Origin of the sequence: Azospirillum brasilense, from assembly GCF_007827815.1 — a bacterium.
Lineage (GTDB): Bacteria > Pseudomonadota > Alphaproteobacteria > Azospirillales > Azospirillaceae > Azospirillum > Azospirillum brasilense_C.
Window position 1 is genome coordinate 367,569 of sequence record NZ_VITH01000003.1, and the last position, 21,359, is coordinate 388,927.

The 21,359-nt window shown below is 69.2% G+C and carries 12 protein-coding genes; 8 read left to right on the forward strand and 4 right to left on the reverse strand.

Features of this window, described 5'->3' with window-relative positions:
- The first annotated feature begins 113 nt into the window (after nucleotides 1-113).
- Both FBZ83_RS32295 and FBZ83_RS08405 read left to right on the forward strand, forming a co-directional pair.
- On the forward strand, nucleotides 114-1,181 hold the full coding sequence (locus FBZ83_RS32295; protein WP_145682010.1) for an HD domain-containing phosphohydrolase: 1,068 nt from the start codon (nucleotides 114-116) through the stop codon (nucleotides 1,179-1,181).
- Between the two features lie 13 nt (nucleotides 1,182-1,194).
- Entirely contained in the window at nucleotides 1,195-4,527 is a 3,333-nt protein-coding gene (locus FBZ83_RS08405) for a PAS domain S-box protein (RefSeq protein WP_145682011.1), read from the forward strand.
- A 26-nt stretch (nucleotides 4,528-4,553) separates the two neighbouring features.
- Here the strand turns inward: FBZ83_RS08405 and FBZ83_RS08410 are convergent, their stop codons facing one another.
- Genes FBZ83_RS08410 through proV form a run of 3 tightly spaced genes read right to left on the reverse strand, consistent with a single transcriptional unit; the run spans nucleotide 4,554 to nucleotide 7,629 of the window.
- The gene (locus tag FBZ83_RS08410; protein WP_247888218.1) at nucleotides 4,554-5,450 is read right to left on the reverse strand and encodes a glycine betaine ABC transporter substrate-binding protein; all 897 of its coding nucleotides are present in this window, start codon (nucleotides 5,448-5,450) and stop codon (nucleotides 4,554-4,556) included.
- Nucleotides 5,451-5,491: 41 nt separating this feature from the next.
- Complete coding sequence (locus FBZ83_RS08415) at nucleotides 5,492-6,430, reverse strand: ABC transporter permease (RefSeq protein WP_145682012.1); 939 nt, start codon at nucleotides 6,428-6,430, stop codon at nucleotides 5,492-5,494.
- A 2-nt stretch (nucleotides 6,431-6,432) separates the two neighbouring features.
- Nucleotides 6,433-7,629 (reverse strand): glycine betaine/L-proline ABC transporter ATP-binding protein ProV, encoded by a 1,197-nt coding sequence (gene proV / locus FBZ83_RS08420; RefSeq protein WP_145682013.1) that lies wholly within the window; start codon nucleotides 7,627-7,629, stop codon nucleotides 6,433-6,435.
- A 638-nt stretch (nucleotides 7,630-8,267) separates the two neighbouring features.
- Between proV and FBZ83_RS08425 the strand changes: the two genes are divergently transcribed.
- A complete protein-coding gene (locus tag FBZ83_RS08425; protein WP_145682014.1) occupies nucleotides 8,268-10,307 on the forward strand; it encodes a M3 family metallopeptidase in 2,040 nt (679 codons plus the stop codon).
- A gap of 91 nt (nucleotides 10,308-10,398) precedes the next feature.
- Nucleotides 10,399-10,971, forward strand: coding sequence for a HutD/Ves family protein (locus FBZ83_RS08430; protein WP_211101632.1), 573 nt, complete (start codon nucleotides 10,399-10,401; stop codon nucleotides 10,969-10,971).
- 19 nt (nucleotides 10,972-10,990) lie between these two features.
- Here FBZ83_RS08430 and FBZ83_RS08435 read toward each other — a convergent pair whose 3' ends face one another.
- Nucleotides 10,991-11,566, reverse strand: coding sequence for an MliC family protein (locus FBZ83_RS08435; protein ID WP_211101633.1), 576 nt, complete (start codon nucleotides 11,564-11,566; stop codon nucleotides 10,991-10,993).
- A 274-nt stretch (nucleotides 11,567-11,840) separates the two neighbouring features.
- Here FBZ83_RS08435 and FBZ83_RS08440 point away from each other — a divergent pair, with 274 nt between their 5' ends.
- From FBZ83_RS08440 to FBZ83_RS08455, 4 genes are all read left to right on the forward strand, one after another.
- Nucleotides 11,841-13,190: an MdtA/MuxA family multidrug efflux RND transporter periplasmic adaptor subunit gene (locus FBZ83_RS08440; protein ID WP_145682016.1), complete on the forward strand. Its 1,350-nt coding sequence runs from the start codon at nucleotides 11,841-11,843 to the stop codon at nucleotides 13,188-13,190.
- 24 nt (nucleotides 13,191-13,214) lie between these two features.
- A complete protein-coding gene (locus FBZ83_RS08445; protein WP_145682017.1) occupies nucleotides 13,215-16,316 on the forward strand; it encodes an MdtB/MuxB family multidrug efflux RND transporter permease subunit in 3,102 nt (1,033 codons plus the stop codon).
- Complete coding sequence (locus FBZ83_RS08450; RefSeq protein ID WP_145682018.1) at nucleotides 16,313-19,576, forward strand: efflux RND transporter permease subunit; 3,264 nt, start codon at nucleotides 16,313-16,315, stop codon at nucleotides 19,574-19,576. Before FBZ83_RS08445 ends, FBZ83_RS08450 begins: the two co-directional genes overlap by 4 nt.
- A 166-nt stretch (nucleotides 19,577-19,742) precedes the next feature.
- A complete protein-coding gene (locus tag FBZ83_RS08455) occupies nucleotides 19,743-21,227 on the forward strand; it encodes an efflux transporter outer membrane subunit (RefSeq protein ID WP_145682019.1) in 1,485 nt (494 codons plus the stop codon).
- The last annotated feature ends 132 nt before the right edge of the window (nucleotides 21,228-21,359 follow it).

Below are 21,359 nucleotides of genomic sequence, written 5' to 3' on the forward strand. Positions count from 1 at the left end.
CCGGCCGCGACTTTTTCGCGCTCATATGACCAATTTTAGCAAGATTCTTTAAGATTTTGCCGTGTATCATTTTCTAATGATACCCGAAATGGTGGTCTGGGGCGGGCGCAAAAATGCAGGTTGTAATCGTCGATGACGATCCGTCCACGCTGTTCATCACCAGCGCGGTCATCCGGCGGATCGACGACGCGGAGCCCATCGGCATGGGCAGTCCGCTGGACGCACTGGACTGGCTGGCCGTCAACACGCCCGACCTGATCCTGATCGACCATGTCATGCCCGATCTCGACGGCATGGTCGTGCTGGAGCGCATCCGCGCCCAGCGGCATCTCGCCGACGTTCCGGTGGTGATGATCACCGCCGACACGTCGGTGAAGCTGCGGGTGGCCGCCCTTGAAAGCGGCTGCACCGACTTCCTGACCAAGCCCATCGTCGTGCCGGAACTGCTCGCCCGGGCGCAGAATCTCCTGCGCCTGCGGCTGGGCCAGCGGATGATGCGCGACCAGGCCGCCGTGCTGCGCAGCCGGGTGGAGGAGGCGACCGCCCAGCTCCGCCAGCAGGCGCAGGAGCTGGTGGCCCGCCTCGCCCGCGCCGCCGAATACCGCGACCCGGAAACCGGCCTGCACATCGAGCGCATGGCGAGCTACTCGCGCGTCATCGCCGAGAGCCTGGGGATGGACCCCGACGACTGCGCCCGGCTGGCCGAGGCCGCGCCGATGCACGACATCGGCAAGATCGGCATTCCCGACGCCATCCTGCTGAAGCCCGGCCGGCTGACCGACAGCGAGATGCGGGTGATGCGCGAGCATCCGGCGATCGGCCACGCCGTGCTCCAGGGAAGCGAACACCCCCTCATCTGCGAGGCCGCGGAGATCGCGCTCGGCCATCACGAGAAGTACGACGGCACCGGCTATCCCAAGGGCCTGCGGGGGGAGGAGATCCCGCTGGCCTGCCGCATCGTCGCCATCGCCGACGTCTTCGACGCGCTGACCACCGCCCGTCCCTACAAGAAGCCTTGGCCGCTCGACACCGCGAAGGCCTACATCGTCGAGCACAGCGGCAGCCACTTCGACCCGGTCTGCGTCGACGCCTTCCTGCGCGCCTGGACGTCCATCCTCGCCATTCACGACGCCCACCCCGACCCGGATTACACCGGGACGGACGGCGCCGCGTTCCGCTAGACGGGAGGACGCGATGCCGGACACCCCCGCTTCCCTACCCCTGCCCGAACACGGCCACCGCGCCTACGCGTTCCGATCCAGGGCGCTGGTCTCCGGGGTGTGGATGGCGACGCTCCTGCTGACCGCGGCGGCCTGGACCGCGGCCCTCTACCTGACGGAGCGCGATCGGCGCGATGCGCTCCAGCGGGCCGAGCGCGACACCGGCAACCTGGCCCACATCATCGCGGAACAGACCACGCGGGCGATCGCCGGGACCGACCGCATCCTGTCCTTCATCGGCTACGACCTGTACCGGCTGGGCAGCCAGAGCCCGCTGCTGCGCGACGTGATGCGCAACGCGACGCTGGATTCGGACCTTCTGCTCCAGCTCGCCTACGCGGACGGCAAGGGCGACCTGATCCAGACCAGCGTGGACAACGCCCCGGCCCGGGTGAATCTGGCCGACCGCGAGCATTTCCGCGTGCACAAGGAGGGCACGGTCGACGGGCTGTTCATCAGCCGGCCGGTCTTCGGGCGGGCGTCGGGCAAATGGTCGATCCAGCTCAGCCGCAAGGTCACCGCCCCGGACGGCGGGTTCGGCGGGATGATCGTCGCCTCGCTCGACCCCTTCTACTTCGGGCGCACCTTCGACAACCTGAATGTGGGCCATGACGGCGTCATCTCCATCATCGGCCGCGACGGCATCCTGCGCGCGCGCAGCGTCATGGACGACCGCATCATCGGATTGGACCTTGGCAGATCGCCGATCCTGCAGGAGGCGGAGGAGAAAACACAAGGTTTCCTCCGTTCGGTCAGTCCCGTCGACGGGGTGGCCCGCCTGACCAGTTTCCGGAGCCTTCAGAATTACCCGCTGATCGTCAGCGCGGGCTTCGGCGAGGCGGAGTTCATGGCCGAAACCTGGGCGCGGCAGCGGGCCTACACCGTCGGGGCGGGCCTGACCACCGCCCTGCTGTTCCTCATGGCCGCGCTGGTGACGCTGCAGAGCCGGGCCCAGGAACGCGCCCACGCCACTCTGGATGAAGCCGCCCGGCACCTGCGCGCCAGCAAGACGAAGCTGCGCGACATCGCGGAGACGGCGTCCGACTGGTTCTGGGAGATGGACGCCGACCTGTGCTTCGCCGGCGTGTCGGGAGCTTACGCCGGGTCGATCCGCGATCCGGAGCTGTACCGTGGCCGGCGCTGCGAGGACATCGCCCTGCGCGAGGCCGGCGACGGCGCCCATTGGGAGGAGCACCGCCACGCACTGGAGGACCGGCAACCCTTCCGCGATTTCGAATTCGCGGTTCGCGGACCGGACGGCGACATCCGCATCTGGTCGCTCAGCGGCAAGCCGGTCTTCGACGACCAGGGCGTCTTCGCCGGCTACCGCGGCTCCGGCTCCGACGTGACGGAGCGGCGGCGGGCGGAGCGCTCCCTGACCGACAGCGAGGGGCGCTACCGCGCCATGTTCGCCGCGGTCGGCCAGCCCATCGTGGTGACCGACGAGAACGCCGTGATCACCGGCTTCAACCCGGCGGCGGAGGCCCTGTTCGGCTTCCACGAAGGGGAGATGATCGGGCGCAACATCAGCGCCCTGATGCCGGACGGCTATGCCGCCAACCACGACCGCCTGTTCCGGGATTACCAGACGAGCGGACGGAACAGCCCGAGCGGCATGATCCGCGAGGTGCCGGTGCAGCGCGCCGACGGCCGGCTGGTCCCCACCGAGATCGCCCTGTCGAGCTGGCGGGCCGGCGGGCGGGAGCATTTCATCGGCGTCTTCCACGACCTGTCCAAGGCCAAGCAGATCGAGGCCGACCTGCGCCGCGCCCGCGACAGCGCCGAACACGCCAACCGGATGAAGAGCGAGTTCCTGGCGACCATCAGCCACGAGATCCGCACGCCGATGAACGGCGTGCTGGGCACGCTGACGCTGCTGGACGGCGAGGGGCTGGACGCCGAGGAGCGGCGTCTGGCCGGCGTCGCCCGCCGCTCGGCGGAAAGCCTGCTGCGGCTGCTCGACGACATCCTCGACTTCTCCAAGCTCGAAGCCGGGCGCATCGCCATCGAGGAGGAGACCTGCGCGCCCGCCGACCTTGCGGAGGCGGTGATGGCGGTGTTCCAACCCTCGGCGGCGGACAAGGGGCTGTCCCTGTCCTGCCACATGCTGCCCACCGTGCCGGAGGCGGTGGTCACCGACCCGGCCCGTCTGCGGCAGATCCTGTTCAATCTGGTCGGCAACGCGGTGAAGTTCACCAGCGCCGGGCATGTGGCGGTCCGCGCCCGCCGCGGCGCCGATCTGCCGGATGGGCGTTTCCTGCTGGAGTTCGAGGTGGAGGACAGCGGCATCGGCATCGCCGCGGAATCCCTTCCGTCGCTGTTCGACCGATTCACCCAGGCCGACAGCTCGATCACCCGCCGTTACGGCGGCACCGGTCTGGGGTTGGCGATCTGCAAGGAGTTGTGCGGGCTGCTCGGCGGGACGATTTCCGTCACCAGCGCGCCGGGCAAGGGCAGCCTGTTCCAGTTCTCGGTCGCCTGCGCGCCGGGCGATCCGGCGGCGCTGCGCCACGCCGCGGAGGCCCCGCCGGCCGCCCCCTTGCCCCCCTTGCGGGTCCTGGCGGTGGACGACAACGCGGTGAACCGGGACATCGTGCGCGGGTTGCTGGTGCGCGGCGGGCACAGCGTCGTCACCGCCGTGGACGGGGACGAGGCGGTGCGCAGCGTGGAACGGGCGGAGGAGCCCTTCGACGTGGTGCTGATGGACATCCAGATGCCGGGAATGGACGGGCTGACCGCCACCCGCCTGATCCGCGCCCTGCCGGCGCCGCGCAACGGCGTTCCGGTGATCGCGCTCACCGCCCACGCCTCGGGCAGTTCGCTTCCCGAATGCATGGCGGCGGGGATGAACGGGTTCGTGCCGAAGCCCTTGCGCCCGGCGGCGCTCGACGCGGCGATCCGTGCGGTGGTCGGCGCGGTGGTCGGCGCGGCGGTCGGCGGCCCCGCTCCCAAGGCGGTTGCCGAGGCGGCTCCGGAGGCCCTCCCGGCCGCGGAGCTGCTGGACCGCGAACAGATGGACAGCGTGGCCGAGGCGCTCGGTCCGGAATGCTGGTCCGAGGCCGTGGAAGGCTTCTCCCGCACCGCGTGGGAGCAGGTGGCGCGCATCAGCGCCGCCCTGGCCAGCGGCGAGGAACACCGCCGCGCCGCCCACACGCTGAAGGGACTGTCCTGGAACGTGGGGGCGAAGCGGCTGGGCGACCTGGCGCTGGCCCTGGAGAAGGCCCCGCCGGACGAGGCCCTGGCCCTGGCCGGAAGCCTGGAGGGCGTGCTGAAGGACAGCGTCGAGGCCCTGTCCGAACCTTTGTAAAGGTCCGGACAGGGCCTCGGGCTGGGTCAGGAGGCCGGCATTTCGCCGGTCACCCAATAATCCACGCGCTGCTTGTTGTTGGCGATGTAGGTGTCGATCGCCTTGTCATAGGAGGTGGCGTCGGCCTCCAGCATGATCTTCTCCAGATCCTCCAGCGGCAGGTACATCCGGGTCAGGAACTCGGCGACCTTGGGGTGCTCCTGGTAGAAGTTCTTGCGGGCCATGACGTGGACGCGCTCCAGCCCGCCCAGCGAGCCCTTCGGGTCTTCCAGGTAGCGCAGCTTCCACTTGGCGAACATCCAGTGCGGGCTCCAGGCGGTGACGGCGATCCAGTCCTCGCGCCGATCGGCCCGGCCGAGCGCGGCGGTCATCGCCGCACCGCTGGCCGACACCAGCTCGTAGCCGTCGAGGCCGTAGTCCTTCAGCGCCTTCTCCGACGCCTGCATCAGGCCCGAACCGGGGTCGATGCCCTGGATCTTGCCCTTCAGCTTCTCGCGGATCTCCGGCTTGGCGAGGTCGGCGATGGTCTTCACCTGATCCTCCGGCACATAGTCCGGAACGGCCCAGCCCAGGCGGGCGCGGGTGTAGAGCATGCCCAGCGGCACGATGTCCTTGCCCACCTTGTCCAGGTAGGAGGCGTGGGTGGTCGGTAGCCAGGACATCATCATGAAGTCGAGGTCGCCCTTGGCGAGCCCCTGATACTGCAGGCCGATGTCGGCCAGCACCAGCTCGACCGGCTGATCCAGCCGTTCCTGGATGAGGCGCTGCGCGAGCTTGGTCACCGCTTCGGCGTCGGACCAGGCGGTCCAGCCGATGCGGACCGGCTTCTTGTCCTCAGCCGCCAAGCTGGCGGAGGAGAGGGCGGTGCTGCCGATCACGGCGGCGACGCCGAGGGCCATCATCTTCAGAAACGTGCGTCTCATGCGAACAATCCTTTGTCTTGTATGGTTTTGGGGATGGCGGTTCATCCCGCTTCGGTGACTCCGTGCGTGGGAGACGTGTGCGTGTCGTCCTTGGGCTGCTCCGCGCGGCGGCGGGTCAGCAGGGAGCGCAGGGCGGACCGGGGGGAGCGACCCCCCGTGTCCGGGGTTCCGAAACTCTGGGTGATGCGGTCGAGCAGGATCGCCAGGATCACCACGGCCAGCCCGCCCTCGACGCCGAGGCCGATGTCCAGCCGCTGGATGCCGCGCAGCACCTCGTTGCCGACGCCGCCCGCCCCGATCATCGAGGCGATGACGACCATCGACAGCGACAGCATGATGGTCTGGTTGATGCCCGCCATGATCGACGGCAGCGCGGTCGGCATCTGCACCTTGAACAGGAGCTGGCGCGGCGTGCAGCCGAAGGCGAGGCCGGCCTCGACCAGCTCGTGCGGGACCTGCCGGATGCCCAGGCTGGTCAGGCGGACGACCGGCGGCATGGCGAAGATGATCGTCGCGATGATGCCCGGTACGCGGCCGAGCCCGAACAGCATGGCCGCCGGGATCAGATAGACGAAGGCCGGCATGGTCTGCATCAGGTCGAGCGCCGGGCGCACCACCGTTTCCACCCGGTCGTTGCGCGCGGCGACGATGCCCAGCGGAACGCCGATGGCCAGGGCGATGGCAGTCGCCGTCAGCACGAGCGCCAGCGTGTCCACCGTCTGGTGCCACATGCCCAGCCCGGCGACGACGAACAGCGCGGCCGCGGCGAACAGCGCGAAGCGCCAGCCGTTCCGCCACAGCCCGATCAGCACCACGATGGCGGCCAGCGCCACCCCGGGCAGCGCGGTCAGGGCGGACTGGACGCCGTCGGCGACCGCGCCGACCACGAGGTCGATGCCGTCGAACAGCCATTGCGCGTGGTCCAGCAGGAACATCACCGCGGCGTCGGCCCAATCGCCGATGGGAAGCTTGAAGTCCATGGTCAGCGCGTCCGTCCAAGGGTTTCCAGATAGGCGGTCTTGGAGATCGCCCCGACATAGGCGCCCTGCCCGTCCACCACCGGCAGCGGGCACGGGGCGGACGCGATGCGCGGCAGCACCTCGTCCATCGGCAGGTCGACGGGAAGCGGCTCGATGCCCGGAAGCAGCGCCTCGTCCAGCGTGGCGGAGCCGTTGTGCCGCTCGATGGCGGCGACCAGGGTCTCGACCGACACCACGCCCTGGAAGCGGCGTCGCCCGTCCTGGACATAGCCGAACTCGCGGTCGCGCTCGCGCAGCTGGCGGACGGCGGCGCGCGGGCCCTCGCCGGTGTGGCGGATCAGCGTCACCTGATCGCGCCGGGCGATGTCGCCCGCCGTCAGGATCTTGGTGACGTCGATGTTGCGGAAGAAGGAGCGGACGTAGTCGTTGGCCGGCTGCTTCAGGATCTCGTCCGGGCGCCCGACCTGGATGATCTGGCCGCCTTCCATGATGGCCAGCCGGTCGCCGATGCGGATCGCCTCGTCCAGGTCGTGGCTGATGAAGACGATGGTGCGCTGCCGTTCGGCCTGAAGGCGCAGCAGCTCGTCCTGCATCTCCGTCCGGATCAACGGATCGAGGGCCGAGAAGGCTTCGTCCATCAGCAGGACGGACGGCTCGTTGGCGAGCGCGCGGGCCAGGCCGACGCGCTGCTGCATGCCGCCCGACAGCTCCCGCGGGTAGCTTTCCGCGTAGGCGCCGAGGCCGACCGCGTCCAGCGCCTGCTGCGCCTTGTCGCGCCGCGCCTTCAGGCTTTCCCCGGCGATCTCCAGCCCGAAGGCGGCGTTCTCCCACACCCGCAGGTGCGGCAGCAGGGCGAAGGACTGGAACACCATGCCGAGGTCGCGCCGCCGCAGCTCAGTCAGTTCGGCGCGCGACAGCTTGGTGATGTCCCGCCCGTCGATCCGGATCTCGCCCGCGGTCGGGTCGATCAGCCGGTTGAGCATGCGCACCAGCGTCGATTTGCCGGAGCCCGACAGGCCCATGATGACGAAGATTTCACCGGCCTCGACCTCGAAGCTGGCGTCGAGGACGCCGACGGTCTGGCCGGTTCTTTTAAAGATCTCTTCCTTGGAAAGACCTGCCTTCAGCAGGTCGAGCGCCTGACGTGGGTGGCGCCCGAAAATCCGGGTGACGCCGTTTACGGCAATTTTCGCGGTCATCCGCTGATGCCTCCGCTCTTGGCAAAATGCGTGTGGTTCCGGAGCCCGAACGGGACCGGTCCGTCTTGCAGCCTTCATTGGAAGCAGGGAGAGGCAGGGGCGTGCCGGGGGTGGAGAGGCACGCAAGGCAAGGACTTTCGTCCGCACGCCAGCAATTTCGACAGCCGCGTCGCGACTGCCTCCCGCCAACCACAGGGAAAGTAAAGCTACATGAGAAAACGCAAAAACAGCGAAGACTCATGAAATTGAAGGCCATATGAACAAGAAAACAGATTTATCTATGCATGCATACCGATGTCACCTCTGAAACAGACTGGGGTTGTAGGGAAATTGGCACACGAAATGGCGCTCCTGAAGCGCGTTCAAGAGAGCAATTCCTGGCCGCCACTGACAAGAGGCTAACAAACTTTAGGGGAGATTTGAAGCCTTTTTATGTCTCGGTTGGATATGGTACCGGATCAATGTCGTTTGGGTGTGGGTTTAAAGGCTTATTGTCCTATTTTTTTGGGCTTCCCCCCTCTCCGGGGACGGGAGAGGGATTATCAAAAGCCCCGTGGCGACCGGCGTGTTGTGGCGGCGGGCCGGTTGCGGCACCATGTCCTTGCATGTCTTCCGTTTCCGGTCAGCAAGGGGCCTTGATGAGCAACCCGTTCTTCGAAACCTGGACCACGCCCTTCGGCCTGCCGCCCTTCGACCGCATCCAGGCCGAGCATTTTCCGCCTGCCTTCGACCATGGCATGGCGGAGAGCATCGCGGAGATCGCGGCGATCACCGGAAACCCCGACGCTCCGACCTTCGCCAACACCATCGAAGCGATGGAGCGCGGCGGGCGCTTTCTGAACCGGGTCGGCGGCGTGTTCTGGAACCTGAACTCCAGCAACACCACCGACGCGCTGGAGACCATCGCCCGCGACTACGCGCCGAAATTCGCCCAGCATTCCATGCGCATCGCGCTGGACCCGGCGCTGTTCGCCCGCGTCGCCGACCTGTACGAGCGGCGCGCCACGCTGGACCTCGCCCCCGACCAGCTGCGCCTGCTGGAGCGCCAGCATTTGGGATTCGTGCGCAGCGGCGCGCTGCTGCCGCCGGACGCCAAGGCGCGAATGACCGCGATCACCGAGCGGCTGGCGACCCTGCACACACTGTTCGGCCAGAACGTGCTGCACGACGAGAAGGACTGGCAGCTTGTGCTGGAGGAGAGCGACCTCGCCGGCCTGCCGGACTTTGCGCGCAACGCCGCCGCCCAGGCCGCCAAGGAGCGCGGGCAGGAGGGCAAGTACGTCATCACGCTGGCCCGCTCCTCGGTGGAGCCGTTCCTGACCTTCTCGGCCCGCCGCGACCTGCGGCAGGTGGCCTACGAGGCCTGGATCCGCCGCGGCGAGCATGAGGGCGAGCACGACAACCGCCCGCTGATCCGGGAGATCGTCGCGCTGCGCACCGAGCAGGCGAAGCTGATGGGCTACGCCAGCTACGCCGACTTCAAGCTGGACGACAGCATGGCGAAGGACACCTCCGCCGTCGAACGTCTGCTGCTGCAGGTCTGGGGTCCGGCCAAGGAGAAGGCCGCCGCCGAGCGTGCGGAGCTTCAGGACTGCGCCCGGGCGGAGGGCATGAACGAGCCGATCGCCCCCTGGGACTGGCGCTACTACGCGGAGAAAGTACGGCAGGCCAAGTACGACATCGACGAAGCGGAGGTGAAGCCCTACTTCGTGCTGGAGAACATGGTGCGCGCGGCCTTCGACACCGCCGGGCGCCTGTTCGGGCTGACCTTCACCGAGCGCCCCGACCTGCCGGTCTACCACCCGGACGTCCGTGTCTACGAGGTGACGGAAAAGGACGGGCGTCATGTCGGCATCTTCCTGCACGACAATTTCGCCCGGTCGTCCAAGCGCTCCGGTGCCTGGATGAGCAGCTACCGCGACCAGGAGAGTTTCGACGGGGCGGTGTCGCCGATCATCGTCAACAACAACAACTTCTCGAAGGGTGAGCCGACCCTCCTCAGCTTCGACGACGCCGAGACGCTGTTCCACGAGTTCGGCCATTTCCTGCACGGCTGCCTCAGCAACGTCCGTTACCCGAGCCAGTCCGGCACCTCGGTCCGCCGCGACTTCGTGGAGCTGCCCTCGCAAATCTACGAGCACTGGCTGGCGGTTCCGGAAACGCTGTCCACCTACGCCCGCCATCACCAGACCGGGGAGCCGATCCCGCAGGACTTGCTGCGCCGCCTGCTCGCCGCCCGCAACTTCAACCAGGGCTTCGGCACGGTCGAATACACCGCGGCGGCGCTGCTCGACCTGGAATTCCACACCCGCAGCGACGCCGCCGACACGGATGTCGCCGCCTTCGAGCGGTCGGTGCTGGACAAGATCGGCATGCCGGCGGAGATCGCCGTGCGCCACCGCCCGACCCATTTCCAGCATCTGTTCGCCGGCAGCGGCTACGCCGCCAGCTATTACGCCTATCTGTGGGCCGAGGTGCTCGACGCCGACGGGTTCGAGGCGTTCCTGGAGGCGGGCAACCCCTTCGATCCCGACCTTGCGGCGAAGCTGAAGACGATCTATTCGTCGGGCGATACCCGCGACCCGATGGAGCTCTACACCGCCTTCCGCGGACGCGAGCCGCGCATCGAGGCGCTTCTCAAGCACCGGGGCCTGACCCAGTCGCTCGGGGACGCCTGACGGCACCGCCCATCGGCGCCGCCGACACACTGACGAGGACAAGGGACGGGGGACCGGGCCGGACGCCCTCCCCCGTTCCGTGAGGATTCTTATGGCTGTTTCTCTTCTCGACCCCGCCCGCTACCGCCGCATGCCCTGGAAGAACGGCGGCGGCACGACCACCGAAATCGCCCTCCAGGAGCTGCCCGGCGCCGCCGGCCGCTTCCTCTGGCGGGTCAGCATCGCCGACGTGGCGGAGGCCGGTCCCTTCTCGGCCTTCACCGGCTACGAGCGGCTGATCGCCGTGGTCGAGGGCGCCGGCATGCGGCTGACCGTGGACGGCGTGCCGGCGACCGTGACCAACCGCGCCGACCCCTTCCGTTTCTCCGGCGACGCCGTGGTGGATTGCGCCCTGCTGGACGGGCCGATCCGCGACTTCAACCTGATCTTCGACCGCGAGCGGGCCGACGCCCGGCTCGACATCCTGCCGGCCGACACGGTCGCCGACATTCCCGCCGGCGGCGTGGCGCTGGTCCACGCGCTGGACGGCGAGGTGATCCTGCGCAGCGGCGACAGCGTGGCGCGGGTGTCGCCGGGCTGGAGTGCTCGTCTGGACGCCGCCGCCACGCTGGAGACCGGACCGGGAGCCTGCGCCGTCCTCGCCCGGATCGCGGTGCGCGGGTAAGGGACTCCGGTACGCGGGGCTACGGCGCCTTCCGGCAGGTCATCTCCGGAGCGCCGTAGCCCCAGGTCACCCGCGCTTCGCCCTGATGCTCCCAAAAGCTCTCGTTGCGGCCCTGGTAGCGGGCGCCGGAGGCCGCCGGCTGTCCGATCATCAGCGACACGGCGTCGCCGCGCTCGGCGATCATCGTTGGCGGGTCGGTCTCGAAGAAGGTGGCGGTCAGCGCGTTGGCCGCGTGGCCGTCGCAGGCGAAGCGGACCGGACCGATGGCGGGCACCAGCCGGTATCTGGCCTGAAGCTCGGCGATGCGCAGGCGGTATTGCTCCTCGACGCAGGCGCGCTGGTCGGCGGCCTTCCAGCAGTCGTTCCGGCCCTTGATCCAGCCGCGCTGCTCCGCCTTCAGGGAAGGGGGGTGCTCGTTCTTCACCTTGCGCGCCGCCTCGCCATAGACGCCCGCCAGCTTGCGGTCGAGCGCTGACAGGGCGGGGTCCGTGCAGATCATGCGCTCGATGCCGCCCGGTTCCACCCTGGCGCAGGAGAAGGAGGGGCCGGAGGGTTCGGCGGCAAGGGCGGTGCCGCCGACCAATGCCGCCGTCATGAGGACAATCCGCAATCCATTGCGACGCGCGGGCATCGGGCCTCTCTCTCTCTCCGTTTCCCTGGGCCGGGTCAGAATGCCGCGTTCCGTGCCCCGGCAGAAGACACGCTTTCGCCGCCCCTCGACGCTGTTACCGAGCGTTACAAATCTAATCCCTTCTGGACATATTCTGCGCGCGGCGCCGTGATAGCGTCCCGCCGGGATGGGGGCTGGGCCATCGGCACCCCTCCCGACGCGACTTTCCCGACGACGCCCGCAGGCGATGAAGGACCCGATGGATTTGGACACGCCCCTCAAACCGCCGCCCGCGCCCGGGTCGGACCGTTCCGCCACGGCAGCGCCGGAAGCCCGCCGGGACCGGACGGAGCCCGAGGTCCAGCGGACCGACACGGCCAAGCGCCGCTCGATCCTGGGCCGGGTGCTGGCGTGGCTGGTCGTGCTGGCGCTGATCGGCGGCGGGGTCTGGTGGTTCGCCTTCCGCCCGGCGCCGGAGACGGCGGCGCGCGGCGGCCCCGGCGGCTTCCGGCCCGGCATGCCGACCGCCGCGCCGGTGGTGACCGCGACGGTCGAGAAGGGCGACATGCCGATCCGGCTGAACGGGCTGGGCACCGTCTCGTCGCTCGCCACCGTCACGGTGCGCCCGCAGGTCGGCGGCCAGCTCACCCAGGTCGCCTTCACCGAGGGGCAGGCCGTCCAGAAGGGCGATTTCCTGGCGGAGGTCGACCCGCGCCCCTTTCAGCTCGCCGTCGAGCAGGCGGAGGCCCAGCTTCTGCGCGATCAGGCGCTGCTGAAGAACGCCAGGCTGGACCTGGAGCGCTACCGCCTGCTGGTCAAGCAGGACTCCATCGCCAAGCAGCAGCGCGACACCCAGGAATCGCTGGTCCAGCAGTATGAGGGCACGGTGAAGGCCGATCAGGTGGCGGTGGAGAACGCCAAGCTGAACCTGTCCTACACCCGCATCACCGCCCCCGTTTCCGGCCGCGCCGGGCTGCGGCTGGTCGATCCCGGCAACTACGTCACCGCGGGCGAGGCGGGCGGCATCGTCGTCATCACCCAGGTGCAGCCGATCTCCGTCCTGTTCACCCTGCCGGAGGACAACATCCCGGCGATCATGGCGCGGCTGCGCGACGGGGCGAAGCTGCCGGTCACCGCCTACGACCGGACGCGCGACCGTGTGCTGGCGACCGGCAAGCTGACGACGGTGGACAACCAGATCGACGTGACCACCGGCACGGTGAAGCTGCGCGCCCAGTTCGACAACGCCGACCAGTCGCTGTTCCCCAACCAGTTCGTCAACGTCCAGCTTCTGGTGGACACGCTGGCCGGGGTGCCGATGGTCCCGGTGGCGGCGGTTCAGCGCGGGGCGCCCGGCACCTACGTCTATGTGGTGAACGGCGCCGATAGCACCGCCTCGGTCCGGCCGGTGACGCTGGGCGCCAGCGACGGGGCGAAGACCGTCATCACAAAGGGCGTGCAGCCCGGCGAGACGGTGGTGGTCCAGGGCGCCGACCGGCTGCGCGAGGGCGCCAAGGTCGCGGCGACCGACGGCGCGGCCCCGCCGGCCCCCACACCGTCCAGCGAGGGGCCGCGCCCGCAGCGCCGTCCCCAGCGCAACGCGTCGTAACGCGCGCCACCGCGAACTCCGGCCATGAACATCTCCCACCCCTTCGTCGTCCGCCCGGTCGCCACCTCGTTGCTGATGCTGGCGATCCTGCTGGTGGGGGCGGTGTCCTACCGCTTCCTGCCGCTGTCGGCGCTGCCGGCGGTGGAATACCCGACGATCCAGGTCCAGACCTTCTTCCCCGGCGCCAGCCCGGAGGTGATGACCTCCTCGGTCACCGCCCCGCTGGAACGCCAGCTCGGCCAGATGCCGGGGCTGGTCCAGATGTCCTCGGTCAGCGCCGCCGGGGCGTCGGTCATCACGCTCCAGTTCGGGCTGGACCTCAGCATCGACATCGCGGAGCAGGAGGTGCAGGCGGCCATCAACGCCGCCGGGAACCTGCTGCCCTCCGACCTGCCCGCCCCGCCGATCTACGCCAAGGTCAACCCGGCCGACGCGCCGATCCTGACGCTCGCCCTGACCTCCAAGACGCTGCCGCTGACCCAGGTTCAGGACCTCGCGGACAGCCGCTTCGCTCAGAAGCTGTCGCAGCTTCCCGGCGTCGGTCTGGTCAGCCTCAGCGGCGGGCACCGGCCCGCGGTGCGCATCCGCGCCAACGTCCAGGCGCTGGCCGCCTACGGCCTGAACATCGACGACCTGCGCAGCACCATCAACACGGCCAACGTCAACTCGCCCAAGGGCACCATCGACGGGCCGACCCGCAACTACACCATCAACGCCAACGACCAGCTCCGCCGGGCCGACGAGTACAAGAACCTCGTCGTCGCCTACCGCAGCGGCGCCCCGGTGCGCCTGTCCGACGTGGCCGAGGTGCTGGACAGCGCCGAGAACACCCGGCTGGGCGCCTGGATGAACGACACGCCGGCCATCCTCCTGAACATCCAACGCCAGCCCGGCGCCAACGTGATCGAGGTGGTGGACCGGGTGAAGGAGATGCTGCCCAACCTGACCGCCGCCCTGCCCGGCTCGGTCGACGTCGCCGTGCTGACCGACCGCACCGTGACCATCCGCGCCTCCGTCGAGGACGTGCAGATGGAGATGATGGTGGCCATGGGGCTGGTCGTCCTGGTGATCTTCCTGTTCCTGCGCAACATCCCGGCGACGATCATCCCCAGCCTGTCGGTGCCGCTGTCGCTGGTCGGCACCTTCGCGGTGATGTATCTGGCGGGCTTCAGCCTGAACAACCTGTCCTTGATGGCGCTGACCGTCGCGACCGGCTTCGTCGTCGACGACGCCATCGTGATGATCGAGAACATCGCCCGCCATGTGGAGCGCGGCGAGCCGCCGCTCCAGGCGGCGCTGAAGGGGTCGAAGCAGATCGGCTTCACCATCGTGTCGCTGACCGTCTCGCTGATCGCGGTGCTGATCCCGCTGCTGTTCATGGGCGACGTGGTGGGCCGGCTGTTCCGCGAGTTCGCCATCACGCTGGCCGTCACCATCCTGATCTCCGCCGTCGTCTCGCTGACGCTGGTGCCGATGCTCTGCGCCAAGCTGCTGCGCCACCGCGAGCCGCGGGAGATGTCCGCCATCGCGCGGCGCAGCGAGGCGTGGTTCGACGCGGTGATCGCCGGCTACGCCCGCACGCTGCGCTGGGTGCTGGACCGCCAGGGGGCGACGCTGCTGGTCGCCGTGGGCACGCTGGCGCTGACGGTGGTGCTTTACACCGCCATCCCCAAGGGCTTCTTCCCGGCCCAGGACACCGGCCTGATCCAGGGCGTGACGGAGGCCACCCAGTCCGTCTCCTACGCCGCCATGGCGGAGCGGCAGCGGGCGCTGGCGGTGGAGGTGCTGAAGGACCCCGACGTGGTCAGCCTGTCCTCCTTCATCGGGGTGGACGGCAGCAACACCACCATGAACAGCGGGCGCCTCCTCATCAACCTGAAGCCGAAGGAGCAGCGGACGGATCCTGTGGCCGACATCATCCGCCGCATCCGCCACAACACCGCCGCCGTTCCGGGGATCGAGCTGTTCATGCAGCCGGTGCAGGACCTGACCATCGACGCCACGGTCAGCCGCACCCAGTACCAGTTCGTGCTGGAGGACGCGAATCCTGAGGAGCTGCGCGTCTGGGCGCCGAGACTGCTGGACCGGCTGGCCGCGGTGCCGGAGATCACCGACGTCACCAGCAACCTCCAGGAAAAGGGTCTGTCGGCCGCCATCACCATCGACCGCGACACCGCCGCGCGCTACGGGGTCACCACGGCGGCCATCGACAACGCGCTGTACGACTCCTTCGGCCAGCGCATCGTGTCCACCATCTTCACCCAGGCCAACCAGTTCCGCGTGATTCTGGAGGCCGACCCCGACCGCATGACGGTGGACCAGTTGCTCACCTCCATCCATCTGCCGTCGGCGGGCGGCGGGCAGGTGCCGCTGGCCGCCTTCGCGCGGATGGAGGTGCGCAACGCGCCGCTCCAGATCAACCATTTCGGGCAGTTCCCGGCGGTCACCGTCTCCTTCAACCTGGCGCCGGGGGTGTCGCTGGGCGCCGCGGTCAAGGCCATCGAGGCGGCTGAACAGGAGCTCGGCCTGCCGGCCAGCGTGCTGACCCGCTTCCAGGGCGCGGCCTTGGCCTTCCAGGCGTCGCTGGGCAATCAGCTCCTGCTGATCCTGGCGGCCATCGTCACGATGTACATCGTGCTGGGCGTCCTCTACGAGAGCTACATCCACCCGATCACGATCCTGTCCACCCTGCCCTCCGCGGGCGTCGGGGCGCTGATCGCGCTGATGCTGGCCGGGCACGACCTGGACATCATCGCCATCATCGGCATCATCCTGCTCATCGGCATCGTGAAGAAGAACGCGATCATGATGATCGACTTCGCGCTCGACGCTGAGCGGGAGGAGGGCAAGCCGCCGCGCGAGGCGATCTATCAGGCCTGCCTGCTGCGCTTCCGGCCGATCCTGATGACCACCGTGGCGGCGCTGCTCGGCGCCCTGCCGCTGATGCTTGGCTCCGGCACGGGGTCGGAGCTGCGCCAGCCGATGGGCGTGTCCATCGTCGGCGGGCTGATCCTCAGCCAGCTTCTGACCCTCTACACCACGCCGGTGATCTATCTGGCCTTCGACCGGCTGGCCGCGCGCCTGCGTGGGCGTCCCGACGGGCAGACGGAAGAGGCCGCGCGATGAGCTGGGCCGCCAACCTGTCGGCGCCCTTCATCCGGCGGCCGGTGGCGACGACCCTGCTGACGCTCGGGCTGGCGCTGGCCGGGGCGCTGGGCTTCGTCGGGCTGCCGGTGTCGCCGCTGCCGCAGGTGGACTTCCCGACCATCTCGGTCACCGCCTCGATGCCCGGCGCCAGCCCGGAAACGATGGCGGCCAGCGTCGCGACACCGCTGGAACGGCATCTGGCGCAGATCGCCGACGTGACGGAGATGACCTCCTCCAGCTCCGCCGGATCGACGCGCATCACGCTGCAGTTCGGGCTGAACCGCGACATCGACGGCGCGGGACGGGAGGTGCAGGCCGCCATCAACGCCGCCCGCGCCGACCTGCCGTCCAGCCTGCGCAGCAACCCGACCTACCGCAAGGTCAACCCCGCCGACGCCCCGATCATGATCCTGACCATGACCTCGGCGACGCTCAGCCAGGGGCAGCTTTACGATTCCGCGGCGACCGTGCTCCAGCAGAAGCTGTCGCAGGTCGAGGGCATCGGACAGGTCAGCATCGGCGGCAGCTCGCTCCCCGCCGTGCGGGTAGAACTGAATCCGCGCGCCTTGTTCCAGTACGGCATCGGGCTGGAGGACGTGCGCGCCGCCATCGCGTCGGCCAACGCCAACGCCCCCAAGGGCGCCGTCGAGGACGGGGAGCTGCGCTTCCAGATCTACACCAACGATCAGGCCCGCAAGGCGGGGGAATACCGGTCGCTGGTCATCGCCTACCGCAACGGGGCCGCCGTCCGCCTGTCGGACGTGGCCGAGGTGTCGGACAGCGTGGAGGATCTGCGCAACGCCGGCATCACCAACGGCAAGCCGTCGGTCCTGCTGATGCTGAACCGCCAGCCGGCGGCCAACATCATCGAGACGGTCGACCGGGTGAAGGCCATGCTGCCGGTGCTTCGCGCCTCCATCCCCGCCGACATCGACCTGTCGGTTTCCAGCGACCGCACCACGACCATCCGCGCCTCGCTGGCCGAGGTGGAGCACACGCTGATCATCGCCGTCGGACTGGTGGTGATGGTGGTGTTCCTGTTCCTGCGCAACGCGCGGGCCGCGCTGATCCCCAGCGTGGTGGTGCCGGTGTCGCTGGTCGCCACCTTCGGCGCCATGTATCTGCTCGGCTACAGCCTGAACAACCTGTCGCTGATGGCGCTGACCATCGCCACCGGCTTCGTGGTGGACGACGCCATCGTCGTGCTGGAGAACATCGCCCGCCACATCGAGAACGGGATGTCCCGCACCCAGGCCGCGCTGCGCGGCGCGCGGGAGGTCGGCTTCACCGTCCTGTCGATGAGCGTGTCGCTGGTCGCCGTCTTCATCCCGATCCTGCTGATGGGCGGCATCGTCGGGCGGCTGTTCCGCGAATTCGCCCTGACCCTGTCCATCGCCATCCTGGTCTCGATGGTCATCAGCCTGACCACCACGCCGATGATGTGCGCCGTCCTGCTGCGCGAGCCGCGCAAGGCCAGGGAGCCGGGCCGCGCCGTGGCCGCCCTGCGCCGGGTCGGCGCCCAAATCGGTGGGGGCACGCTGCGCCTCTACGACCGGACGCTGACGGCGGCGCTCGACAACAGCCTGCTGACCATGGTGGTCTTCGCGGCGACGGTGGCGCTCAGCGTCCATCTCTTCACGACCATCCCCAAGGGCTTCTTCCCGCAGCAGGACACGGGACGGCTGATCGGCTTCGTCGTGGCGGACCAGAGCACCTCCTTCACGCTGATGAAGGAGAAGATGGAGCGCTTCGTGGCGCTGGTGCAGGCCGACCCGGCGGTGGACACGGTGGTGGGCTACACCGGCGGCAGCCGGACCAACAGCGGCTTCATGGCCGTGTCGCTGAAGCCGCTGGCGCAGCGCGACGTCACCGCCGACGCGGTGATCGCCCGGCTGCGCACCCAGCTCACCCAGGTTCCCGGCGCCAACCTGTACCTGTCGGTCATGCAGGATTTGCGGGCGGGCGCGCGGCAGTCCAACGCCAACTACCAGTTCACGCTCCAGGGCGACACGCTGGACGAGCTGCAGACCTGGGCGCCCCGCCTGACCCAGGCGCTTCAACAGGTGCCGGAGCTGACGGAGGTGAACTCCGACCAGCAGCAGCGCGGGCTGGCGCTGGAGGTGACGGTGGACCGCGACGCCGCGGCGCGGCTGGGCCTGTCCTTCAACCAGATCAACAACACGCTCTACGACGCCTTCGGCCAGCGCTCCGCCTCGACCATCTACAACCCGCTGAACCAGTACCGCGTGATCATGGAGGTTGCCCCCCAGTATCGCGAGGACCCGGAGATGATGAAGGACATCCTCATCAGCAAATCCGGCGGCGCGGTCAGCGGGACGCAGGCGACCAGCGCCATCGCCGGGGCCGCCACCGCCGACACCGAGGCCGCGCGCAACCAGCGCATCAACCAGATCGCCACCACCGGCCGCACCGCCGCCTCCACCGGGTCGGCGCTCAGCACGGGGGTGGAGACGATGATTCCGCTCTCGGCGATCGCCCGCGTCTCGCTGGAGAACACGCCGCTGTCGGTGAACCACCAGGGGCCGTTCGTCGCCACCACCCTCTCCTTCAACCTCGCCCCCGGCGTCTCGCTGGGCGAGGGACTGGCCGTCATCCGCCACACCATGGACCGGATCGGCGTGCCGACCACCATCCAGGGCAGCTTCCAGGGCACCGCGCGGGTGTTCCAGCAGTCGATCGGCGACCAGCCGGTGCTGATCCTGGCGGCGCTTCTGGCCGTCTACATCGTGCTGGGCGTGCTCTACGAGAGCTACATCCACCCGCTGACCATCCTGTCCACCCTGCCCTCCGCCGGGGTGGGGGCGCTGGTCGCGCTGATGGCGCTGGACAAGGAGCTGAGCATCATCGCGCTGATCGGCGTCATCCTGCTGATCGGCATCGTCAAGAAGAACGCGATCATGATGATCGACGTGGCGCTGGAGGCGGAGCGGAGCGAGGGGCTGGACCCGCGCACCGCGATCCACCGCGCCTGTCTGCTGCGCTTCCGCCCGATCATGATGACCACGGTCGCCGCCCTGCTGGGCGCCCTGCCGCTGGCGCTCGGCTCCGGCGACGGGGCGGAGCTGCGCCAGCCGCTGGGCATCGCCATCGTCGGCGGTCTGGTGGTCAGCCAGATGCTGACCCTCTACACGACCCCGGTCACCTACCTGTACCTCGACCGCTTTCGGCTGTGGTGCCGCCGGCGCTGGCGGCGCCCCGAGGCGGGTGTCGCGGCATGATGGACGCTTTCGGCCATAATAACCCTCTCCCCTCTGGGGAGAGGATGCCCGCGAAGCGGGCGGTGAGGGGGGTTCGCATATCGGTATGCCCGACAAAAGCGCAGCCCCCTCACCCTAACCCTCTCCCCAGAGGGGAGAGGGATGTTGTCCTCTGGATGGACCTGACATGACGACGATCTTCGGGCGGCGCGCCCGTCTCCTGGGCACGGCGCTCGGCGCCCTCACGCTGTTGTCGGCCTGCGCGGTGGGACCGGATTACGAGCGGCCATCCGCCGCCGTGCCGCCGGCTTACAAGGAGGGCGGTATCACCCCCGTGGCCTTCGCAGCTCCTCCCGTCCCGCGCGACGACGGCTGGCGCCCCGCCGCCCCCGGACAGGCGGAGGCCGGGCCCTGGTGGACCGCCTTCAACGATCCGGTGCTGGACGGGCTGATGCGCCGGGTGGAGGTTGACAACCAGAGCCTGAAGGCGGCGGAGGCCGCCTACCGGCAGGCGAAGGCGCTGTCGGATCAGGCCCGCTCCTCTTTTTTCCCCATCCTGTCGGTCAGCGGCGGCGCCGACCGGGCGGGAACCGTCGGGTCGGGCAACCGCAGTGTTTCCGGCACCGGCGTCAGCCGGAGCGGCACGCCGGTGACCACCTACGACGCCGGGCTGGGGGCGAGCTGGGCGCCGGACCTCTGGGGCCGCATCCGCCGGTCGGTGGAAAGCAACGACGCCAATCTCCAGGCCAGCGCCGCCGACCTCGCCGCCGCCCGCCTGTCGGCGCAGGCGCAGCTCGCCACCGCCTACGTCCAGTTCCGCGTGGCGGACGAGCGCAAGGCGCTGCTGGAGCGAGCCATCGCCGCCTACCGCCAGTCGCTGGAGATCGCCCGCAACCGCCACGCCGTGGGCACGGCGACGCTGGCCGACGTCTTCACGGCCGAGACCCAAGTCCGCTCCACCGAGTCGCAGCTCGTGGCGCTGGGGGTGCAGCGCGCCCAGTTCGAGCACGCCATGGCGGTTCTGGTCGGGCAGGCTCCGGCCGCCTTCACGCTGGCCTCGGCGCCGCTGACTGCCGCCGTTCCGGCGATCCCGCCCGGCGTGCCCTCCGCCCTTCTGGAGCGCCGACCGGACATCGCGGCGGCGGAACGGCAGATGGCTCAGGCCAACGCCCAGATCGGCATCGCGGAGTCGGCTTGGTACCCGGACGTGGTGCTGTCCGGCTCCCTCACCAACAGCGCGACGATCCTGCCCAAGCTCCTTCAGGCGCCGGCGGCAATCTGGGCGGTCGGGGCGCAGGTCGCCCAGACCCTGTTCGACGGCGGCACGCGGACGGCCGAGGTGGAGCTGCGCCGAGCCGCCTTCGACCAGAGCGTGGCGCAGTACCGCCAGACCGTGCTGACCGCCTTCCAGGAGGTCGAGGACCAGCTCGCCGCCCAGCGCATCCTGGCCCAGCAGGCCGCCGTGCAGGACGACGCGGTGCGGCTGGCGCGCGAGGCGGAGCGGCTGACCCTGAACCAGTACCGGGCCGGCACCCTGCCCTACAGCAGCGTCCTGACCGCCCAGACCGCCGCCCTGTCGGACGAGGAAAGCGCCCTGTCGGTGCGGCAGAGCCGCCTGCTCGCCGCCGTGTCCCTGCTCCAGGCGTTGGGGGGCACTCCGCCGAATTTTTAATCCGGAGAAAGGCCGGGCTACCCCTTTGGACTCCGCATCGGAAGTGGTGCGGGAGGGAGGCGGCCAGTCCTTTGAAAAAAGGGGTAAAATCCGCGCGATTGCCGGGGATGGGGATGGCGCCGGGGCTATCCC